Origin of the sequence: Micromonospora globbae (assembly GCF_036184225.1) — a bacterium.
GTDB lineage: Bacteria > Actinomycetota > Actinomycetes > Mycobacteriales > Micromonosporaceae > Micromonospora > Micromonospora globbae.
On sequence record NZ_CP108084.1, the window covers coordinates 827,318 to 845,317 of the forward strand.

Annotated in this window: 17 protein-coding genes; 8 read left to right on the forward strand and 9 right to left on the reverse strand. The window is 75.5% G+C overall.

Going from position 1 to position 18,000, the window contains the following annotated elements; genetic code table 11:
* Nucleotide 1 precedes the first annotated feature (1 nt).
* Complete coding sequence (locus OG994_RS03700; protein WP_204985125.1) at nucleotides 2–484, reverse strand: YbhB/YbcL family Raf kinase inhibitor-like protein; 483 nt, start codon at nucleotides 482–484, stop codon at nucleotides 2–4.
* A gap of 80 nt (nucleotides 485–564) precedes the next feature.
* Here OG994_RS03700 and OG994_RS03705 point away from each other — a divergent pair, with 80 nt between their 5' ends.
* Nucleotides 565–1,233 (forward strand): maleylpyruvate isomerase N-terminal domain-containing protein, encoded by a 669-nt coding sequence (locus OG994_RS03705; protein ID WP_120326594.1) that lies wholly within the window; start codon nucleotides 565–567, stop codon nucleotides 1,231–1,233.
* A gap of 7 nt (nucleotides 1,234–1,240) precedes the next feature.
* On the opposite strand, the gene OG994_RS03710 is transcribed toward OG994_RS03705, so the two are convergent.
* Both OG994_RS03710 and OG994_RS03715 read right to left on the reverse strand, forming a co-directional pair.
* A complete protein-coding gene (locus OG994_RS03710; protein WP_120326593.1) occupies nucleotides 1,241–2,104 on the reverse strand; it encodes a DUF1028 domain-containing protein in 864 nt (287 codons plus the stop codon).
* 51 nt (nucleotides 2,105–2,155) lie between these two features.
* The gene (locus tag OG994_RS03715) at nucleotides 2,156–3,340 is read right to left on the reverse strand and encodes a low temperature requirement protein A (RefSeq protein ID WP_328852180.1); all 1,185 of its coding nucleotides are present in this window, start codon (nucleotides 3,338–3,340) and stop codon (nucleotides 2,156–2,158) included.
* Nucleotides 3,341–3,535: 195 nt separating this feature from the next.
* On the opposite strand from OG994_RS03715, the gene OG994_RS03720 reads away from it, so the two are divergent.
* Together OG994_RS03720 and OG994_RS03725 are read left to right on the forward strand one after the other, a co-directional pair.
* A complete protein-coding gene (locus tag OG994_RS03720; RefSeq protein WP_120326591.1) occupies nucleotides 3,536–4,513 on the forward strand; it encodes an LLM class F420-dependent oxidoreductase in 978 nt (325 codons plus the stop codon).
* A gap of 1 nt (nucleotide 4,514) precedes the next feature.
* Nucleotides 4,515–5,306, forward strand: a complete 792-nt coding sequence (locus tag OG994_RS03725; RefSeq protein WP_120326590.1) for an SDR family oxidoreductase — start codon at nucleotides 4,515–4,517, stop codon at nucleotides 5,304–5,306.
* Nucleotides 5,307–5,382: 76 nt separating this feature from the next.
* Here OG994_RS03725 and OG994_RS03730 read toward each other — a convergent pair whose 3' ends face one another.
* Together OG994_RS03730 and OG994_RS03735 are read right to left on the reverse strand one after the other, a co-directional pair.
* Nucleotides 5,383–6,684 (reverse strand): low temperature requirement protein A, encoded by a 1,302-nt coding sequence (locus OG994_RS03730; RefSeq protein WP_328852181.1) that lies wholly within the window; start codon nucleotides 6,682–6,684, stop codon nucleotides 5,383–5,385.
* Nucleotides 6,685–6,794: 110 nt separating this feature from the next.
* Nucleotides 6,795–7,697 carry an AraC family transcriptional regulator gene (locus OG994_RS03735; protein ID WP_328852182.1) on the reverse strand — a complete coding sequence of 301 codons (903 nt, stop codon included), beginning with the start codon at nucleotides 7,695–7,697 and terminating at the stop codon, nucleotides 6,795–6,797.
* 149 nt (nucleotides 7,698–7,846) lie between these two features.
* On the opposite strand from OG994_RS03735, the gene OG994_RS03740 reads away from it, so the two are divergent.
* The 4 genes from OG994_RS03740 to OG994_RS03755 all read left to right on the forward strand — a co-directional run bounded on the left by OG994_RS03740 (nucleotide 7,847) and on the right by OG994_RS03755 (nucleotide 10,666).
* Nucleotides 7,847–8,152 (forward strand): putative quinol monooxygenase, encoded by a 306-nt coding sequence (locus tag OG994_RS03740; RefSeq protein WP_328852183.1) that lies wholly within the window; start codon nucleotides 7,847–7,849, stop codon nucleotides 8,150–8,152.
* Between the two features lie 28 nt (nucleotides 8,153–8,180).
* Complete coding sequence (locus OG994_RS03745; protein ID WP_328852184.1) at nucleotides 8,181–9,167, forward strand: alpha/beta hydrolase; 987 nt, start codon at nucleotides 8,181–8,183, stop codon at nucleotides 9,165–9,167.
* Nucleotides 9,168–9,169: 2 nt separating this feature from the next.
* Nucleotides 9,170–9,928 carry an SDR family NAD(P)-dependent oxidoreductase gene (locus tag OG994_RS03750; protein WP_120326585.1) on the forward strand — a complete coding sequence of 253 codons (759 nt, stop codon included), beginning with the start codon at nucleotides 9,170–9,172 and terminating at the stop codon, nucleotides 9,926–9,928.
* Nucleotides 9,929–10,108: 180 nt separating this feature from the next.
* The gene (locus tag OG994_RS03755) at nucleotides 10,109–10,666 is read left to right on the forward strand and encodes a GIY-YIG nuclease family protein (protein WP_328852185.1); all 558 of its coding nucleotides are present in this window, start codon (nucleotides 10,109–10,111) and stop codon (nucleotides 10,664–10,666) included.
* Between the two features lie 245 nt (nucleotides 10,667–10,911).
* On the opposite strand, the gene OG994_RS03760 is transcribed toward OG994_RS03755, so the two are convergent.
* On the reverse strand, nucleotides 10,912–11,889 hold the full coding sequence (locus OG994_RS03760) for a DUF5937 family protein (RefSeq protein WP_328852186.1): 978 nt from the start codon (nucleotides 11,887–11,889) through the stop codon (nucleotides 10,912–10,914).
* Between the two features lie 66 nt (nucleotides 11,890–11,955).
* Between OG994_RS03760 and OG994_RS03765 the strand changes: the two genes are divergently transcribed.
* The gene (locus tag OG994_RS03765; protein ID WP_328852187.1) at nucleotides 11,956–13,242 is read left to right on the forward strand and encodes an MFS transporter; all 1,287 of its coding nucleotides are present in this window, start codon (nucleotides 11,956–11,958) and stop codon (nucleotides 13,240–13,242) included.
* Here OG994_RS03765 and OG994_RS03770 read toward each other — a convergent pair.
* From OG994_RS03770 to OG994_RS03780, 3 genes are read right to left on the reverse strand one after another with little or no spacing between them, the layout of a single operon-like run.
* Complete coding sequence (locus OG994_RS03770) at nucleotides 13,155–15,707, reverse strand: transglutaminaseTgpA domain-containing protein (protein WP_328852188.1); 2,553 nt, start codon at nucleotides 15,705–15,707, stop codon at nucleotides 13,155–13,157. The two genes, OG994_RS03765 and OG994_RS03770, sit on opposite strands and share 88 nt — an antisense overlap.
* The gene (locus tag OG994_RS03775) at nucleotides 15,683–16,978 is read right to left on the reverse strand and encodes a DUF58 domain-containing protein (protein WP_328853652.1); all 1,296 of its coding nucleotides are present in this window, start codon (nucleotides 16,976–16,978) and stop codon (nucleotides 15,683–15,685) included. The genes OG994_RS03770 and OG994_RS03775 overlap by 25 nt, the downstream gene beginning before the upstream one ends.
* Nucleotides 16,979–16,992: 14 nt before the next feature.
* Complete coding sequence (locus tag OG994_RS03780) at nucleotides 16,993–17,988, reverse strand: AAA family ATPase (protein WP_120326580.1); 996 nt, start codon at nucleotides 17,986–17,988, stop codon at nucleotides 16,993–16,995.
* Nucleotides 17,989–18,000 lie beyond the last annotated feature (12 nt).

The following is an 18,000-nucleotide window of genomic DNA, read 5'->3' on the forward strand; positions in this document are numbered from 1 at the left end:
TTCAGCGGGAGAACCTGCCGACCATGGTGCCGCTGGCGACCTCGTGACCGGCCACCGCCCGGTGCACGTCGTCGGCCTGCGGCGCGGCGGGAAGCTCCAGCGGCCCGTCGAGCGCGTACAGGCGGAAGAAGTACCGGTGCGGGTCGTCGCCGCGCGGTGGCTGCGGACCGCCCCAGCCGACGTCGCCGAACCCGTTGGGCCACTCCCGGGCGCCCTCGGGCACCGCGCCCTCGGCCAGCCCGCCGGAGACCGGCCGGATGCCGGTGACCAGCCAGTGCAGGAACGGCGTACGCCCCGCGTCCGGGTCCTCGACCAGGAGCAGCAGTTCGGTGGCCCCGTCGGGCACCTGGGACCACTCCAGCGGCGGGGAGATGTTGCCGCCCTCCCGGGAGAAGCGAGCCGGCAGCAGGTCGTGGTCGTTGAACGCGCTGCTGCGCATCATGATCCCGGCCATGGTGGCGTCCCCCTCACTCGCGTGCGCCACCGCGTACCCGTCGGGCCGGTGCCGAAACGGCCGGGCCGCCCGTGAGAGGGTACGGGCGACGGCGACGGAGGGGAGAAGGCATGGACACGGTGCGGGAGGCGTTCCGGGACGAGTGCGCCCGCCTGGGCGACGTGCTGCGCGGCCTGTCCGAGGCGGACCTGGACCGCCCGACCGACTGCCGGCCGTGGCGCGTACGGGAGCTGCTCGCCCACGTCCGCACCGGCGTCGGCCGGCTCGCCGGCATGCTGGCCGCGCCCGCTCCGCCGCGGGCCGAGGTGGACGCGGCCGGCTACTTCGGCGCGGCGAAGTTCACCCCGGAGGTCGACGCGGCACGTGTCGACAGCGGCCGGCGGGAGGCCCGGGAGCTCGACGGCCCGGCCCTGGTCGCGGACTTCGACCGGGCGTGGCGGGCCACCGACGCGGCGGTCGCCGCGGCGCCACCCGACCGGGTGGTCCGCACCCGGCACGGCGACGCGATGAGTCTCACCGAGTTCCTGCGTACGCGGGTCGTGGAGGTCGGCGTGCACGGGCTGGACCTCGCCGCGGCGCTGGACCGCGAACCGTGGCTCACCCCGACCGCGGCGCGGGTGGTGGCCGAGCTGCTGACCGGTGGGCGGCCGGTCCCGCCCGAGCTGGGCTGGGACCGGCTCACGCTCATCCGCAAGACCACCGGCCGGTCGCCGCTCACCGACCGGGAGCGGTCGGTCGCCGAGGCGTCCGGCTTCCGCTGGCTCTCCTTCGCCGCCTGACGGACGATCAGGAGGCGGTGCGGGGGGTGGGGATGTGCGGGGCCGCGCGGCGCAGGTGCTCCAGCACCACCGGGTCGATGCGCCCCGGCACGAGTCGCTCCTCCAGGTTCTCCATCCCTGCCCAGGAGACCAGCGCCTCCTCCGGGCCGGCCGGCCCCACCGGGTGGCCGAGCGCGGCCAGCAGCGTGCCGACCTCGGCGGCGACCGCGCCGGTGAGGTCGAGCAGCGTGGCCGGGTCGGGCCGGGTGAACAGCAGTGTGTGGACCGCGAGCAGCCGGTCGAGCTCGGTGACCGGGTTCGGGTGGTCGTCGACGCGGAGGTCCACCACGACGTCGCTGTTGCCGCCGTACCCTCCGCCGCGCTGCACCACCAGCAGCCCGGCGCTCTGCCGGCCGCGCCGGTCCCCGCCGGCCTCGTCGCCGGCACGCAGCGCGGCGAGCAGACGCCGCGGGAACGGCAGCGCCGGGCCGGCCAGCCAGGCGTCCCGCATCGCGTCGATCACCTGCGGGCCGACCAGGATGTTGCCCTGCGCGGCCCAGCCCTCCCCGGCCTGGCCGCCGGCCCAGTCGTGGCACTTCGCGCCGGTGAACGTGGCCCCGGGCCCGGTGGCGGCGACCACGCCCAGCTGGCGGTGGTCCCGCTCCCCGTCGGCGGCCACGAGACCCGCCACCACGTCGGCGGCCGGCACGCCGGTGCGCAGCATGGTCAGCCCCTGCGGCCGGTAGGCGAGGTTGGCGCTGGCCTGGGTGGCCAGCGCCCCGACGTCGGCCTCGGCGGCCGGCACGAGGGCGCCGGCGGCGAGGAACTTGCTCGCGACGGCCACGCCGTGCAGTCGGCCGTCGTCCGAGCGGGCCACGATCGAGAAGGTCACCGGCAGAGAGTAGCCGGGAGCGGCCCGGGTGTCGTACCCCCGCAAGGCGGGTCAGAACGGCGGCGCGGCCGCCTCCGGTGGGCGGCCGTGTGCGCGGCGGGCGTCGGTCACCGCCACGGCCGCCAGCACCACGACCGCCGTGGTACTCGCCACGAGCGCCGCGGCGTGCACCAGCAGCGGTGTCGCCGCCAGCAGCACGAGGACGGCGATCCACCGCGACGGCGACACCCGGCCGAACACCTCGAACTCGAACCTGGCCCGCCCGGCCAGGAAGAGGACCGGCCCGCCGATGACCATGGCCAGCCACGCCACCGGCGGGTGCTCCATCGGGTGGCTGATGACCAGTTCGTAGCCGATCGCCACGGCGGTCAGCCCGACCACCATCACGAGGTGGGTGTCCGCCGCCGACCGGCCGATGTTCGCCGGATGCCGTGCCTTGCCGACGGCCTCGCCGAGGATCTGCCCGGCTCGCTGGATGTAGATCCGCCACAGCAGGATCGACGTCGCGAGCGCGAGCGCGAACGCGGCGGGATGGCCCTCCGCGTACGGCCCCGTGCTGTAGGCGAGGCCGGCGACCAGGATCGTCTCGCCGAGCGCCACGAGGAAGAACTGCTGGTAGCGGTCCGCCAGGTGCTCACCCGCGATGTCCCAGCGGGAGATGGTGGAACGGCCGAGCCCGGGCACCGGCCAGCCGAAGCGGGCGGCGAGGTACTCGACCGACAGGGCGGCCGTCCAGAGCACCACCTTCGGGTTGGTGGGCAGCAGCGCGCCGGTGATCCAGAGCACCCCGGTCGCGGCGAAGACGATCGTCATCCGCAGTTTGAGGCGGCGGTACCGGTGCGGGCCGAGGGCGACGAGCAGGATCAGCGGCCGGGACACCTGGGCGATCACGTACGCCGAGGCGAACATCAGCCCGGTCGCCGTGAACGCCCGAGGGATGGCCACACCCATCACCATGCTCGCGACCAGCGCGGTGATGATGATGCTCTGCACACCGGCGTGGCGCGGGTCGTACCGGCTGGTGACCCAGGCGGTGCCCTGCCAGACCGACCAGAGCCCGAGGAGGAGCAGCAGCGTCTTGCCCCCGCCGGTCACGGCGCTCCACCCGTGCGCGGTGCCCTCGTCGACGGCGAGATCCTCGAATGCGCGGGCCGAGATCCGGGTCAGCGCGAAGACGTAGACCAGGTCGAAGAAGAGCTCCAGGAAGGTGGCCTGTCCCGGGTTGTCGGTGGCCATCGCCGGGCGGATCCTCCCGCCGGTGGCCATGGTCAGCCGGGTCCGTCCACGATTCGCTCCATTCCGCAGTCGTAGCACCGCCGGTGCGCCCGTCCGTCGGCAACCGGAAAACCCGAGCCGTCTCCGCACCGGACCCGGATCTTGCCCAGGAGCGTAGTTACCGGGCAGTATCGACCGATGACGACGCGATGGGGCATGACGGTGCCGCTGGGCGGGGTCTCCCTCGCCGACCACGCCGCGGTCTACGCGGCCCTGGAGCGGGCCGGCTTCACCGACCTCTGGTCCTCCGAGGTGGCCGGGGCCGACGCGTTCACCCCGCTGACGCTCGCCGCGACCTGGCAACCCCGGATGCGCCTCGGCACCGCCGTGGTGCCGGTCTACACGCGCGGTCCGGGTCTGCTCGCCATGAGCGCCGCGGCGCTGGCCGAGGTGGCGCCCAACCGGTTCGCACTGGGCATCGGCGCCTCGTCGCCGGTCGTGGTGGGCGACTGGAACGCCGTGCCGTACGACGAGCCGTTCCGCCGTACCCGCGACGTGCTGCGGTTCCTGCGCGCCGCGCTGGCCGGGGAGACGGTCGACGGCGCCTTCGACACCTTCGCCGTGCGCCGGTTCGCCCTGGAACGCCCGCCCGCCGCGCCGCCGCCGGTCATGCTCGCCGCGCTGCGCCCCGGCATGCTGCGGCTGGCCGGCGCCGAGGCCGACGGGGTCATCCTCAACTGGCTGGCGGCCGGCGACGTGCCCCGGGCCCTGGCCGAGGTGGGCGAGCGTCGCGCCGGGTTCGACGTCGTCGCCCGGATCTTCGTCTGCCCCACCGAGGACGCCGCGCACGCCCGGGCCCTGGGCCGCCGACTCATCACCAGCTACCTCACCGTTCCGGCGTACGCCGCGTTCCACCGCTGGCTCGGGCGCGGGGACGCGCTCGCGCCGATGTGGAAGGCGTGGGCGGACGGGGACCGCCGCGGCGCGCTCGCGGCCGTGCCGGACGAGGTGGTCGACGCGCTGGTGCTGCACGGCTCGCCCGAGCAGGTCCGGGAACAGGTGCGCCGGTACGCCGACGCCGGCGTCGACGTGCCGGTGCTGGCGCTGCTGCCCACACCCGAGCTGAGCGCGGCCGGCCCGGAGGCGCTCGCGGCGCTCATCGCCCGGCTCGGACCGACCGGGCAGGAGCACTGACGTGAACCTCACCGACCGGATCGTGGTGGTCACCGGCGGGGCCGGCGGCATCGGATCGGCGCTGGCCCGCCGGTTCGCCGCCGAGGGCGCCGCCGCCGTCGTGGTGGCCGACCTGGAGGCCGACGCGGCCCACGCCGTCGCCGACGGCATCGGCCCGGTCGCGCATCCCGCGACCGTGGACGTCACCGACGAGGACCAGGTCCGGTCCCTCGTCGCCGACACCGAGCGGCGGTACGGGCGGATCGATCTGTTCTGCGCCAACGCGGGCGTCACCACGGGCGGCGGCATCGAGGTCGACGACGCGGCCTGGGACCGCGCCTGGCGGGTGAACGTGCTCGCCCACGTCTACGCCGCGCGGGCGGTGCTGCCGGGGATGCTCGCCCGCGGCGGCGGCCACCTGCTGCACACGTGCTCGGCGGCGGGCGTGCTCACCGCCGTCGGCGACGCGGCGTACACGGCCACGAAGCACGCGGCGGTGGGTTTCGCCGAGTGGCTGTCGATCACCTACCGGGACCGGGGCATCCGGGTGAGCGCGCTCTGCCCCCAGGGCGTGGACACGCCGATGCTCGCCGACGGGCTGGCCGCCGGGCACCTGGGGGCGCGGGTGATCGCCGCCTCCGGGGCGATCCTCACCGCCGACCAGGTGGCCGAGGCCGCCGTGGCCGGGCTGGCCGAGGAGCGCTTCCTGATCCTGCCGCACCCGGAGGTCGCCGCGTACGCGAGGCGCCGGGCCGAGGACCCCGACGGCTGGCAGGCCGGGCTGCGCAAGCTCGTCCGCCGCCTCACGACCTGACCGTCCCGCCGCCGCGGAGGTGGCCCGGCCGGGATGCCGCGTCGTGCCGCGTCGTGTGAGCGGGCCGGGGCCGCGGTCACAGGTACCGCTGCCGCCACTGGCTCGCGGCCGCCTCCAACGCGTCCTGTTCCTGCTGGATGAGGTCGCGTACCCGGCGGCGGACACCCCGCTTGGCCGCCAACTGGACGACGGCCGTCGCCACGGTGACCACGGCGAGCATGGCCAACCCGATCAGCGCGGGAAAGCGGCCGGCGACCGGTATCAACACCACCAGCAGCGCGCCGGACGTGGCGAGGACGACGTCGACCCGACCGGACACCCGCAGCTCGACGGCGACGAGCGCCAGCAGGTACAGGACGACCCCGCCCAGGAGGATGACGACGTCCAGCCCGCCGACGGCGCTGTGCGCGGTGGCCTCCGGCCGGTTGATGATCCCGCCGAGCAGTCGCTCCAGGCCGAGCGCGAACAGGATGACGCCGATGACCAGCGGAAGGTGCAGGTAGGTGTAGACGTCCCGGGCGGCGGGGATGCGCTCCGGCCCCCGCACCCCGTGCAGGATCTGCTCCACCCGCGACGCGAGGACGTCGAAGTAGAGCCACCACAGGGCGGCGATCACCGCGATGCCGAGCATGGCCGCCACGACGACGGAGGCGCTGATCGGCCGCCCGTTGCGGTTCGTCGCTCCCACGCCGAGGGCGAGGACCGACTCGCCCAGGGCGATCAGCACGATCAGGGCGTGCCGCTCCGCCCAGTGCCCCATCGACCGCAGCCGCCAGCCGGTGCGGCCGAGCAAAAGACCGACCGCGTACTCGACCAGCAGCGCCAGTGCCCAGCACCCGATGCGTACGTTGTCGGCGACGTCGCTGGTGAACAGCCGCTGCGGCACGATCGCGCCGACGACGATCAGGGCGACGCCGAGCACCATCGGCACCGTGAGGACCAGCGAGCGCAGCCGCGGTCCCCGCTGCGCCGGCACGGTGCTCCACAGCGCGGCGATCAGGATCACCCACATCAGCGTGTAGGCGCAGGCGAAGACGAAGAGGCCGTCGAAGCTCCCGGGATTCTTCCGGAACGCCGTGTCGGTCGACAGGGCGAGGACGAACACGGCCGCCATGACGCCGAACCCCAGCAGCGGCATGACGCCCTGGTCGGCGCGGAGGATGTTGCCGAGCGCGGCGAAGCCGCTCCAGCACCACCACAGCAGGGACAGGACGAGCAGGGCCTCCACCAGTCCCTGCACGCTGAAATCAGCCTCCGTCAACGAGCTGACGTTCAGGAACGCGAACACGAACACCAGGTCGTAGAACAGCTCCAGCCGGGTCACGCGGGAACCGGGTGCGCCGAGATTCAGTGCGCGCGACGGCAGCTTCGTCCTCACATCGGCAGTGTGTCAGCAACCGATCACGCCGGTGCCGGCTACGCGTCGAACCGGCACCGGCGGCGACCGCCGGGTCGCGTCCGGCCGGAACGGTCGGGGACGGGCCACCGTCACAGCGCGGCGGGCGCGGCGGCGGCCGGTGCGCGCAGGCGGGCGGTGTCCTGGCTGGGCGGCGCGCCGAACTGCCGGCGGTACTCGCGGCTGAACTGTGAGGGGCTCTCGTAGCCGACGCGACGGCTGACCCCGGTGACGTCGCTGGGATTCGTGGCGAGCAGCAGCCGGGCCTCCTGCAACCGGATCTGCTTCTGGAACTGGATCGGGCTCATCGCGGTGACCGCCTGGAAGTTGCGGTAGAAGGCGGACACGCTCATGCCGGACCGGCGGGCCACGTCCTCGACCCGGAAGGACTGCGTGTAGTGGTCGCGGATCCACTGCACGGCTCGCGCGACGTGCGAGAGGCTGCTGTCGGCGAGGCCGAGCTGGCGGACGACGGCGCCCTGCTCACCGGTGACGAGCCGCCACAGGATCTCCCGTTTGACCAGGGGCGCCAGCACCGTGGCGTCGCGCGGGTGGTCGAGCAGGCGTAGCAGGCGGACGACCGCGTCGAGCAGCTCGTCCGGCGCGTCGCTCACGGCCATGCTGGACGGGGTGCCGCCGCCGACGGGCGGCAGGTCTCCGGGGGCCGCCTGGAGCAGGAGCTCGGCCACGGCGGCGGGGCGCAGGATCATGCCGAAGCCCAGCGCCGGCCGCTCGGGGGTGGCCTCGGTGAAGTGGCCGGTGACCGGCAGGTCCACCGACGCGATGAGGTACTGCCCGGCGCGGTACTCGTAGACGCGGTCGCCCAGCGCGAGCCGCTTCGCGCCCTGCGCGATGACCGCGAGCACCGTGCCGGACATCGACGACGACGGGGGAGTCGACTCCTCGACCCGGGAGACGAGAACGTCGTCGATGGCCGTGGTCGCGTCGGGCCGGGCATGGCGGATGACCAGGTCACGCAGTTCGTCGAGACTCACGACCCGATTGAAGCACCATCCGATGGTCCCGACAATGAGAGGATCAGGCAAGAGTTCGGGACGATCTTTCTAACGTTTTCCCTGGTGGCCCTGTTTCGATTGGGTGGTCGATATCCCACGGCAACTCATCGAGAGGGAGACAGCCAATCATGGTCGTCAACCATGGCTTCCACGCCACCGTGACCGCCCGGCCGGGCCGGGGCGACGAGGCGGTCGCGCTTCTGCTCGACGCGCCCTCCCTGCCGCACCCGGACTGCGTCGTGTTCCTGGTCGGCCGCTCGGCCAGCGACCCGGACGTCGTCCACGTGACCGAGGGCTGGACCAGCCAGCAAGCCCACCAGGCGTTCTTCGCCACCGAGGAGGCGCAGGCGTTCGTCGCCCGGCTCCAGCCGCTGCTGGTCGGCGAGTCGCAGTACACCGACGAGGTGCCCGCCGGTGGCAAGGCCGATTTCTGAGACCGCCCGCAGCAAGGAAGGACCCACCGTGACGTTGGCACGACCCGACCTCGACCCCGAGCTGCGCGCGCTGCTGGCCGACATGCCGTTCGTGCCCCGGCTCGACCCGGAGGTGCTCGCGCAGATCCGCCCGCTCGCGTCCGCGCCCGTCGACGCACTGCTCGACGGCCGTGCCGTCGCACGGCGCGAGGTCACCATCACCGCCCCCGACGGCGGGCAGATCCCACTGTCGATCCTCCGCCCCGCCGCGGCCACCGCCGCCACCGCGCCGTGCGTCTACTGGATCCACGGCGGCGGAATGGTCATGGGGGACCGCTACTCGCAGCTCGACATCCCGTTGGAGTGGCTGGACCTGTTCGGCGCCGTGGTGGTCTCGGTGGACTACCGGCTGGCGCCGGAGGTCACCGGGACGACCCTCGTGGACGACTGCTACCACGGTCTGCTCTGGACCGCCGAGCACGCCGCCGACCTGGGCATCGACCCGGCCCGCCTCGTCGTGGCGGGCGCGAGCGCCGGCGGGGGCCTCGCCGCCGGGGTCACCCTGATGGCGCGCGACCGCGGCACCCCGGCGATCGCCGCCCAGGTGCTCATCGGCCCCATGCTCGACCACCGCAACCGCACCGTCTCCAGCCGCCAGTACTCCGGCGAACCCGGCGTCTGGACCCGGGAGATGAACGAGTTCGGCTGGCGCTCGGTGCTCGGCGATCTCGCCGGGGCGGACGTGCCCGCGTACGTGTCTCCCGCGCTCGCCGACGACCTCTCCGGCCTGCCCACCACGTACGTCGACGCGGGCTCGGCCGAGGTCTTCCGCGACGAGGACGTCGACTTCGCCAGCCGGATCTGGGCGGCCGGCGGCCAGGCCGAACTCCACGTCTGGGCCGGCGGCTTCCACGGATTCGATGCCCTCTACCCGCGGGTGCCGGTCTCGGCCGCGGCCCGACGCACGCGCAACGACTGGCTCGCCCGGGTGCTCCACACGACTGCCCAGCCACACACGAACGGAAGGAAGGGCTGACCATGCGGGTCGCCATCGTCACCGGCGCCAGCTCCGGCATCGGACAGAGCGCCGCCATCCAGGTCGCCAAGCGCGGAACCGGGGTGATCCTCACCTACAACGGCAACGAGTCGGGGGCGCTGGACACGGTCGCGGCGATCGAGAAGGACGGCGGCACGGCCGTCGCGCTCCGGCTGGACGTCGGCCGATCGGAGACCTTCCCGGCCTTCCGCGACTCGGTGACCGCCGCCCTGCGCCACACCTGGCAGCGCGACACGTTCGACCACCTCGTCAACAACGCCGGCTACGGCCAGATGGCCATGTTCGAGGACACCACCGAGGAGATGTTCGACGGGCTGCTGCGGGTCCTGCTCAAGGGCCCGTACTTCCTGACCCAGACGCTGCTGCCGCTCCTGGCCGACGGCGGCGCCATCGTGAACGTCGCCAGCAACTCGGCACTGTTCGCCGGCATGGAACCCGGATACTCGGCCTACGGCACCATGAAGGGCGGGCTGGTGGTGCTGACCCGCTACATGGCCAAGGAGTTCAGCGTCCGCGGCATCCGGGTCAACTCGGTGTCCCCGGGCTCCACCCGCACCCGGATCGCCGACGACGCCTTCGCGCGCTTCCCCGAGGTGATCCCCGGCCTCGCCGCGAGGACCGCCCTCGGACGGCTCGGCGAGCCGGACGACATCGGGCTGGCCATCGCCGCCCTGCTCGGCGAGGAGGGCCGCTGGATCACCGCGCAGGACATCGAGGTCTCCGGCGGGTACAACCTGTAGCGCCGAGGGCCGGTCCGCGCCGCGGACAGCCGGCCACGGTCCTGGCCACCGCGTGACGGCGGCCGGGACCGTGGTCACGGCCGTGTCGACCGCGGCGGGCGCGGCGCCGCTACGCTGCCGTACGCACCGACGCCCCGCCCCGGGGACTCACGCGGCCCCTCACCGGGAGGCTGTCCACACATGACGACGCCGGCCACCGCCCACACCCGGGCCGTCCGCGACGGTCTGAACGACACGCCCGTACCCCTCGTCGACGCCGTGCCGCTCCTGCCGCGTACGGCCGGCCTCTACGCGTGGTGGGCGGAACCCGGCGTGCTTCCCGACCTGCCCGGCCCATCCAACGAGGCCGACCCGGATGTCCGCCTCCTGTACCTGGGGATCGCGACCAGCCTCCGCACCAGGGTCGTGCGCAACCACCTGGCGCGCTCGGGGAGTTCCACCCTGCGCCGGACGCTCGCCGGCCTGCTCCTGCCGACCGAACGCTACCGGACGACCTGGACCGACCGGGTGGTCCTCGTGCCCGAGGACGAGGAGCGTCTCACCGCCTGGATGCGGGCCAACCTGCGGCTGACCTGGTTCGCGTGCGAGCAGCCCCGGCAGCACGAGACCGCACTGATCACGAGCCTCCGACCACCGCTGAACGTCGACGGCGCGCGGCCGGGCGAGGTGCGCGACCTGGTGAAGGCCGCGAAGGCGGCCTACGCGGCGAGCGCCGGCCCGCGACCTGCCGCCTCCTGAACGGACGCTCGCGGTCGCGCCCGCCGGCTTCGCCACGTCCCCGCCCGTCCCGGCTCGGGCGCGGGCGGCCGCGCCCCGTCCTCGATGTCGTGGTACCCCATGTGCTTGAAGTCCTTCACGACCCGTCGAGTTCATGGTCAGCCGGCCGCAGCGACGCCGGCTACGGGCCACACCCGACGCGGAGGACGCCGCCGCGGGGGAGGGGTGAGACCACCGTCGGCGGCACCACCTCCTGGGCGGCAGAGTCAGTCGCCGACCAGGAGATCGCCGAGCGGCGTACGCCGGTAGAGGACGGAACGGCCGGCGCGGGCGGCGTCCAGGAGGCCGGCGCGCCGCAGCGCGCGCAGGTGGTCGCCGACCGAGCCGGTCGGCACGCCGATCGACCGGGCGAGCTGGGTGGTGCTCGCCGGTTCGCGGAGGGCGACCAGGATGCGGGCCCGGGACCGGCCGATGAGCTCCTCCAGCGCGGCCGACGGTCGGGCGGGATTCCCCGTCCACCATTCGGCGATGCCCCGGGCCGGGTAGATGATGCAGCGCGGCCACGGGTCGTCGGTGTGCGCGGCGAGGCCGGGCCAGACGAAGACCGACGGGATGAAGGTCATTCCGGTGCCGCCGGCCGTCACGGTGGTGTCGCGCATCCGGGTCACCTCGATGGCGCCGTCGTGCCAGCGGACCCTCCGGTGGAGGCCGTCGAGCGCCGCCGCCCAGCCGTGCCGGGCCAGCAGGCCGGAGCGGTAGACGATGTCGCGTTCGCAGATCGCCCGGAGGTGCGGCCAGTCGGGAGCGAGCAGGGCGTCCCACGCGCGCCGCAGTGCCTCGGCGAGGCGGGCGGTCACGTCGGGCACGTCGAGGATCTCCCGCACCGACGGGTCGGCGGGCGGCCGGGCGGCGAGGCTCGCCGCGATCTCCGACCGCGCCACGTCCAGCGGTGCCGCGCGGACGGCGGCGAGGTCGTCGTCGATGGTCTGGAGGGCGCCGCGGGTCGGGGGTGGCGCCACGAAGCCGGCGCCGCCGCGCGAGTGGTGCAGCGCCAGCAGCGCGCGTACGGCCGGATCGGTCCGGCGCAGCCGCTCGAAGGCGGGCCGCAGCCGGGCGACGGGCTGCTCTGGTCGTCCGCGGTCGATCCGGTCGAGGACGCGCAGCAGGCTGGCGAGTTCGAAGCCCGGCGACAGCGCGAACCGGCTGTGCAGCAGGTCGTCCGCGCCGACGAGGTAGCGGAGCACGGCCCGATGTTACGGCCGTACCCGTAACGTTGGCGTGCCCGTTCCCTCCCGCCGCAGGCTTCCGGCATGGCGACGGTGGAAGCTCCCGCGGCCTACCGCGACGTGTGGGCGGTGCCCGCGTTCCGGGTGGTGTTCGTCAGCCGCGTGGTCGCGGTCGCGGCGGACATGCTGCGGATCGTGGCGTTGTCGGTCCTCGTGTTCACCGCCAGCGGGTCGGCGTGGCTGGCCGCGCTCACGTACGGCGTCGGGTTCCTGCCCCAGGTGGTGGGCGGGCTGCTGCTCGGGTCGCTCGCCGACCGGGTGCGGGCCCGGCCGCTGATCGTGGCGGGCTACCTGGCCGAGTGCGCGGCCGCCGTCGCGCTGGCGGCGCTGCCGCTGCCCGCGTGGCTGTGCCTCACGGTGGTCGCGGTCGTCGCGGCGGGCACACCCGTGTTCGGCGGCGCGGCCAACCGGGTCGTCGCCGACGTGCTGACCGGCGACGCGTTCGTGCTCGGCCGCTCGCTGATCGGCATGGCGGCCGGCGGCGCCCAACTGCTCGGTCTCGCGTGCGGCGGTGTCGCGGTCGCCACGCTCGGCGCCCGGCACGCGCTGTTCGTCTGCGCCGCCTGCCACCTCGGCGCGGCGCTGCTCGTGCGCCGGGGCCTCCCGGACCTGCCGGCGCCGCCGGCCGCCGGCGTCTCGGCCGTACGCCAGAGCTGGTCGACCGTCGCGGGCCTCCTGTCCGACCCGGTGGTACGCCGGCTGCTGCTCGTCCAGTGGCTGCCGTGCGCGTTCGTGGTCGGGGCGGAGGCGCTGCTCGTCGCGTACGCGGGGGAGCGCGGGTTCCCGCCGGCGGCGTTCGGCGCGCTGCTGGCGTGCTCGCCGCTGGGCATGCTGGCCGGCCAGTTCGTCGTCGGCCGGCTGGTCCGCCCCGCCGTACGCCGGCGCCTCGTGGCGCCGCTGATCCTCGTGCTTGGCGTGCCGCCGGTCCTCCTCGCACTCGACCCGCCGCTGCTGGCCTGTGCCGCGGCCATGGCCACCAGCGGGGTCGGCTTCGCCTACTCGCTCGGGGTGCAGCGCCCGTTCCTCGACGCGGTGCCCGGGCGGGTCCGCGGGCAGGCGTTCGGTCTGCTGTCGACCGGGCTCATGACGTTCCAGGGGCTCGGGCCGGCGCTCTTCGGGGGGCTGGCGCAGGCGACGACCGTCCACGCGGCGATCGCCCTCGCGGGCGCCGCCACGGCGGCCACGGCGGTGCTCGTGCCCCGCCGCCCGGCTGACGGCGCCGGTCAGCGGCGCCACCGCAGCGGGCCGGGATGGACCGGCCACAGCAGGCGGCGGATCCGGGAGCGGGTGGCGCGCAGGGCGTCCACGTAGGACCGGGCGACGACGGCGGCCCGCGCGGCCTGCTCTCCGGTGGCGGTGCCGGGGGCGAACGCGACCTGGTTGAGCAGGTCGGCCAGCTCCTCCACGCCCGCGCCGGCGTCGGCGGGGCTGGGTGCGTCGCCCGGGTCCGGGACGGCGGCGGTGGTCGTCCCCGGTGCGCCCTGCCCGACGGCGCCGGCGGCCGGGTCGGTGGTGGCCAGGTCGTGGCCGGTGGACGGCACGGCGCGGCGGGCGCGGGCGGCCCGGCCGATGGTGGCCGCGTCGCGGCCGGTGGACAGGACGGCGCGGCGGGCGCGCGCGGCCACCTCGGTGGCGGCCAGGTCGGGGCCGACGGGATGACCGGCCAGCCGGAGCGCGTCGGTGACCTCCCGCCAGGCGCCGGCGATGCGCTGGGCGGGGTCGCCCCGATCGAGTCGGGCACGGGTCAGCGCGCGGCGCATCGACAGCAGGGTGAGCAGCACCGCACCGACCAGCAGCAGCAGTCCACCGGTGCCGCCGCCCACCAGCACCGGGGTGGACAGCCCGCCCGCGTCGGCCGGCCCGGCCGCCGCCTCCGGCTCGGGCGACGCGGTCGGTTCGAGGGTGGGCTCGGGCGCCTCCGACGGCGGCGGGTCGTCCGGCGCCGGGCGGAAGTCCTCCTCCACCGGCCGCGGCTCCTGGTCGGGCCGGGGCAGCGGGTGGAAGGGCACCCAACCCAGCCCGTCGAAGAGCACCTCCGGCCAGGCGAACGCGTCCCCGGCGGTCACCGGACCGTCCCCCGTGGACTCGAAGCCGACCACCACGCGGGTCGGCAGGCCGGTCAGCCGGCCGAGGACGGCGAACGCGGCGGCGAACTGCTCCGACGTGCCGCGCTGCCCGCCGCCGTTGCGGGGACCGAAGAGGAAGAACGCCAGGTTCGGGTACGCGTGCCCGCTCGGCGCGTCCGCCACCAGCCGGTAGTGCTCGGCGAGGAACTGTTCGATGGCCGCGGCCCGGGCGTACGGGGCGCCGTTCTCCTCGGCCAGCTGGGCGGCCAGCCGCTGCAGGGGCTCGGGCGCACCGTCGGCCACCCGCAGCACGCGGGCCACCGAGTCCCCGGCCGGCACGTTCGCCGTGGTGAGCAGGTTCGAGTCGACGTGCTCCCGCTCCGAGACGACCGTGTACCGCAGCCCCGGCGCCAACCCCTCGGGCCGGATCAGCGTCCCGGTCTCCCGGTCGTACGCCACCCGGGCGCCGCTGACCTCGCGCGGCGTGGCCACGGCGGGCAGCAGCCGCCCGGTCAGCTCGGCGACGGTGATCTCCTGGCGCACGGTCTCGACGCTGCTGCCCGGCGACGGGACGGCGGCCGGCAGGATCCGCCCCGCGTTGCGGTACGTGGCGCCGACCCGCCAGGTGACCCCGTCGTAGTCGCTGAGCACCGCCAGCCGGATCCGCAGCGGTTCGCGGGCCGGTGGGCCGCCGGTCGCCGCGCCGTCGCCGTCGACCGGTCCGTCGCCGTCGACGGGTCCCCGCGCCGGTACGTCGCCCGTTGACGGGCCGGCGCCGGGCCGGTCGGTGCGCACCTCCAGCAGCTTCTGCTCGGGGTGCAGGGCCCATCCCGAGATCCGGATCAGCGGGTTCTCGTCCAGCGTCTCCACCTGCGGCGGCTCGACGTACCGGCGCGGGTCGACGGGCCGGCCGTCCACCCGTGCCACGACGGCCGGCCCGACGACGGCAACCAGGCCGACCACGACGGCCATCCCGAACGCCGCGCCGGCGGCCAGCCGCACCCGGACGGCCGCGCGCACGCCCGGCGCGAGCCCGGCGACCGGGTCGGCCGGATCCCGGGCGGGGCGGGCGGTCGCCGCCAGCCCGGCGACCGCGACGGCCACGAAGACCACCGTGGGCCAGAGCGCCGGCTCCGCGTTCGGGCCCACCACGTAGAGCGCGCCCGCGTACAGCAGCACCGGTGGCAGGTAGCCGGCCAGCACCCGGCCGGCCCGCAGCGCCACCTCGGCGGCCGTCAACCCGGCCAGCCAGGCGGCGACCACCGGAACCAGCACGGTGTCCGGGGCGGGCTCCACCGGGATCATCGCCGTGAGCAGCCGGGGGATGCCGTTGCGCGCGGCGTCCGCGGCCACCCCGGCCAGCGTGCCCGGCACGTCGGCGTGCGCGGCGGCCAGCCGCAGCGACCACGCCGTCCAACCCGCCAGCGCCAGCACCGAGACCGGGGCGACCAGCCAGGACGGCAGCCGCCGGGCGGCCAGGCTCACCAGCACCGAGCCGACCGCGGCGCCCGCCACGAGCCGGGGCAGCAGCGGACCGGCGTACACCCTACCGAGCACCACCCCGGCCAGCGCCGTCATCACCACCAGCGCCAGCGGCACGGCCGCCGCCCGCAGCACGCCGGCGACACGCCCGCGCCCGGCCGCCGCGCTGTCCGGCTCGGCCGGCGGTCGTCCCTCGCGCACGGTCACCACCGCCTGACCCCGTCCCACTCGGCGGCGAACCCGGCCCCGTCGGCCGCGTCGATGACCACCAGGCCGGCCGCGCCGGGCGGCGTCGGCTCGGCCGCGCCGAACACCGCGACCACCACCGAGGGGTACGTGCCGCGCAGCGCCCCGACGTGCCCGAGGTCGCCCCGGCCGCCCGGACCGGTGAGGAAGACCAGCGTGTCGCCGAACCGGTCCCGGCGCAGCCGGGTCGCGGTCGCGCGCAGCGGGTCGCCCGGGTCGGCGGCCGAGCGGGCCGCGACGAGGTGGGCCTCCGCGAGCCGGTCCAGCGGCCCGGCGGGGGAGTCACCGGCGGACGCGCCGCCCGTGTCCCGGCGGCGGCCGGCACGCCACCCCGACCACCGGCGGGCGAGCCGGCCCGCGCGAACTTCCTCGTCGACCTCGGGACCGGCGACCTCGGGCGGCGGCCGGTCGGTCGCCCCGGCCGAGGGTGCCACGAGCAGGAGGGTGACGGGCAGGTCCGCCCGGTGGGCCGCGGTCACGACGGAGGCGGCGGCCTCGCACGCGGCCTCGAACGACGGGGCCGTCCCGCCGCTGCCGTCGGGGTGGGCGGCGGCCCGGTTGTCCAGCAGCACCACGATCCGGGGCAGGCTGGTGTCCACGTTCTCCCGCACCATGAGTTCGCCCACGCGGGCGCTGGTGCGCCAGTGCACCCGGCGCAGCTCGTCGCCCACGACGTACTCCCGCAACGAGTCGAACGTGATCGACCCGTGCGGCACGGCGTCGACCCGGCCGTCGAGGCTGCGCCCGGCCCCGGTCGGCACCGCGGCGAGCGGATGCACGCGCGGGTGCACCCAGACCGGCACCGTCGGCCCGTACGCGCGGGCCAACGCCACCAGCCCCAGCGGGTCGCGGCGGGTCACCCGCAGCGGACCGACCCGCACCACGCCGCGGCGGACGGTCGGCACGTCGTACCGGACGGTGGTGTCCCGGCCCGGTCGCAGCCGCAGCAGCGGCACGGGCACGGCCTGATCGCCGCAGCGGTCCTCGGCGAGCAGGTTCGCCGCCCGCAGCCGCCCGGTGTTGCGGACGGTCAGCGTCATGCTGGCCGGCTCCCCGCGCGCCACCCGGTCCGGGTCGGCGAGGCGGGTGACCGTGAGGCGGGGCCGCCACGCCGCGACCAGGGCGGCGTAGCCGACCGCCGTGCCGGCCGCCACGCCCAGCAGCGTCAGCTCCGGGTACGCGAAGCGGACGCCGGTGCCGACCAGCACGACGGCGGCGACGAGCAGCCCGACGCCCCGGGCGGTGATCCCCATTCCGGTGCGGCCGGTCACCCCTGCACCGGGGCCGGCTGGCCCGAGGGGAGCGGCACCGGCACCGAGGCGACCGCTTCCCGCAGCACCTCGGCCGCGGTCACGCCCCGCACCTGGGCGTCCGGGGTGAGCAGCAGCCGGTGGGCGAACACCGGCTCGGCGAGGGCCTTCAGATCCTCCGGCATGATCCAGCCCCGGCCGTCGATCAGCGCGTACGCGCACGCCGCGCGGGTCAGCGCGATCACGCCACGCGGGCTCACACCGACCCGGACCTGCGGGTGGTTGCGGGTGGCCGCGGCGAGCCGCACCGCGTAGGCGTAGAGCGGCTCGGCGATGTGGACCCGGCGGGCCATGCGGACCATCTCCCCGACGGTGGCCGTGTCGGTCACCGCCGACAGCGCCTCCGGCGAGCGGACGGTCGCCCCGCGCAGCACCTCCACCTCGACCGCCTCGTCCGGGTAGCCGACGGAGAGCTTCACCAGGAACCGGTCGAGCTGCGCCTCCGGCAGCCGGTAGGTGCCGTCCATCTCCACCGGGTTCTGGGTGGCCACCACGAGGAACGGCTGCGGCACCGGGTGCCGCACACCGTCCACGGTGACCGTGCGCTCCTCCATCACCTCCAGCAGCGCCGACTGCGTCTTCGGTGACGCCCGGTTGATCTCGTCGGCGATGACGATGTTGGCGAACACCGGGCCCGGGTGGAACTCGAAGCCGCGCGTGGCCTGGTTGAAGATGGTCACCCCGGACACGTCCGAGGGGAGCAGGTCCGGCGTGAACTGGATCCGCCGCCACTGGCCCTTCACCGTGGCGGCGATCGCCCGGGCCAGCGTGGTCTTACCCACCCCCGGCACGTCCTCCAGCAGCACGTGCCCCTGGGCGAACAGGGCGGTGAGCGCCAGCCGGACCACCTGCGGTTTGCCCAGCACGACCGCGTTGACGTTCTCGGCGAGCCGGGCGGCGAGGGCGGCGAAGCCCTGCACCTCCGGCTGGGTGAGCGGCTCACGGGTGTTCACGTGCGTGGTGCT

Coding starts and splice junctions, on each gene's coding strand:
- OG994_RS03740 (WP_328852183.1), top strand. CDS start 7,847: ATGGTCGTCAACCATGGCTTCCACGCCACCGTGACCGCCCGGCCGGGC.
- OG994_RS03755 (WP_328852185.1), top strand. CDS start 10,109: ATGACGACGCCGGCCACCGCCCACACCCGGGCCGTCCGCGACGGTCTG.
- OG994_RS03775 (WP_328853652.1), bottom strand. CDS start 16,978: ATGGGGATCACCGCCCGGGGCGTCGGGCTGCTCGTCGCCGCCGTCGTG.
- OG994_RS03715 (WP_328852180.1), bottom strand. CDS start 3,340: ATGGCCACCGACAACCCGGGACAGGCCACCTTCCTGGAGCTCTTCTTC.
- OG994_RS03705 (WP_120326594.1), top strand. CDS start 565: ATGGACACGGTGCGGGAGGCGTTCCGGGACGAGTGCGCCCGCCTGGGC.
- OG994_RS03720 (WP_120326591.1), top strand. CDS start 3,536: ATGACGGTGCCGCTGGGCGGGGTCTCCCTCGCCGACCACGCCGCGGTC.
- OG994_RS03750 (WP_120326585.1), top strand. CDS start 9,170: ATGCGGGTCGCCATCGTCACCGGCGCCAGCTCCGGCATCGGACAGAGC.
- OG994_RS03765 (WP_328852187.1), top strand. CDS start 11,956: ATGGCGACGGTGGAAGCTCCCGCGGCCTACCGCGACGTGTGGGCGGTG.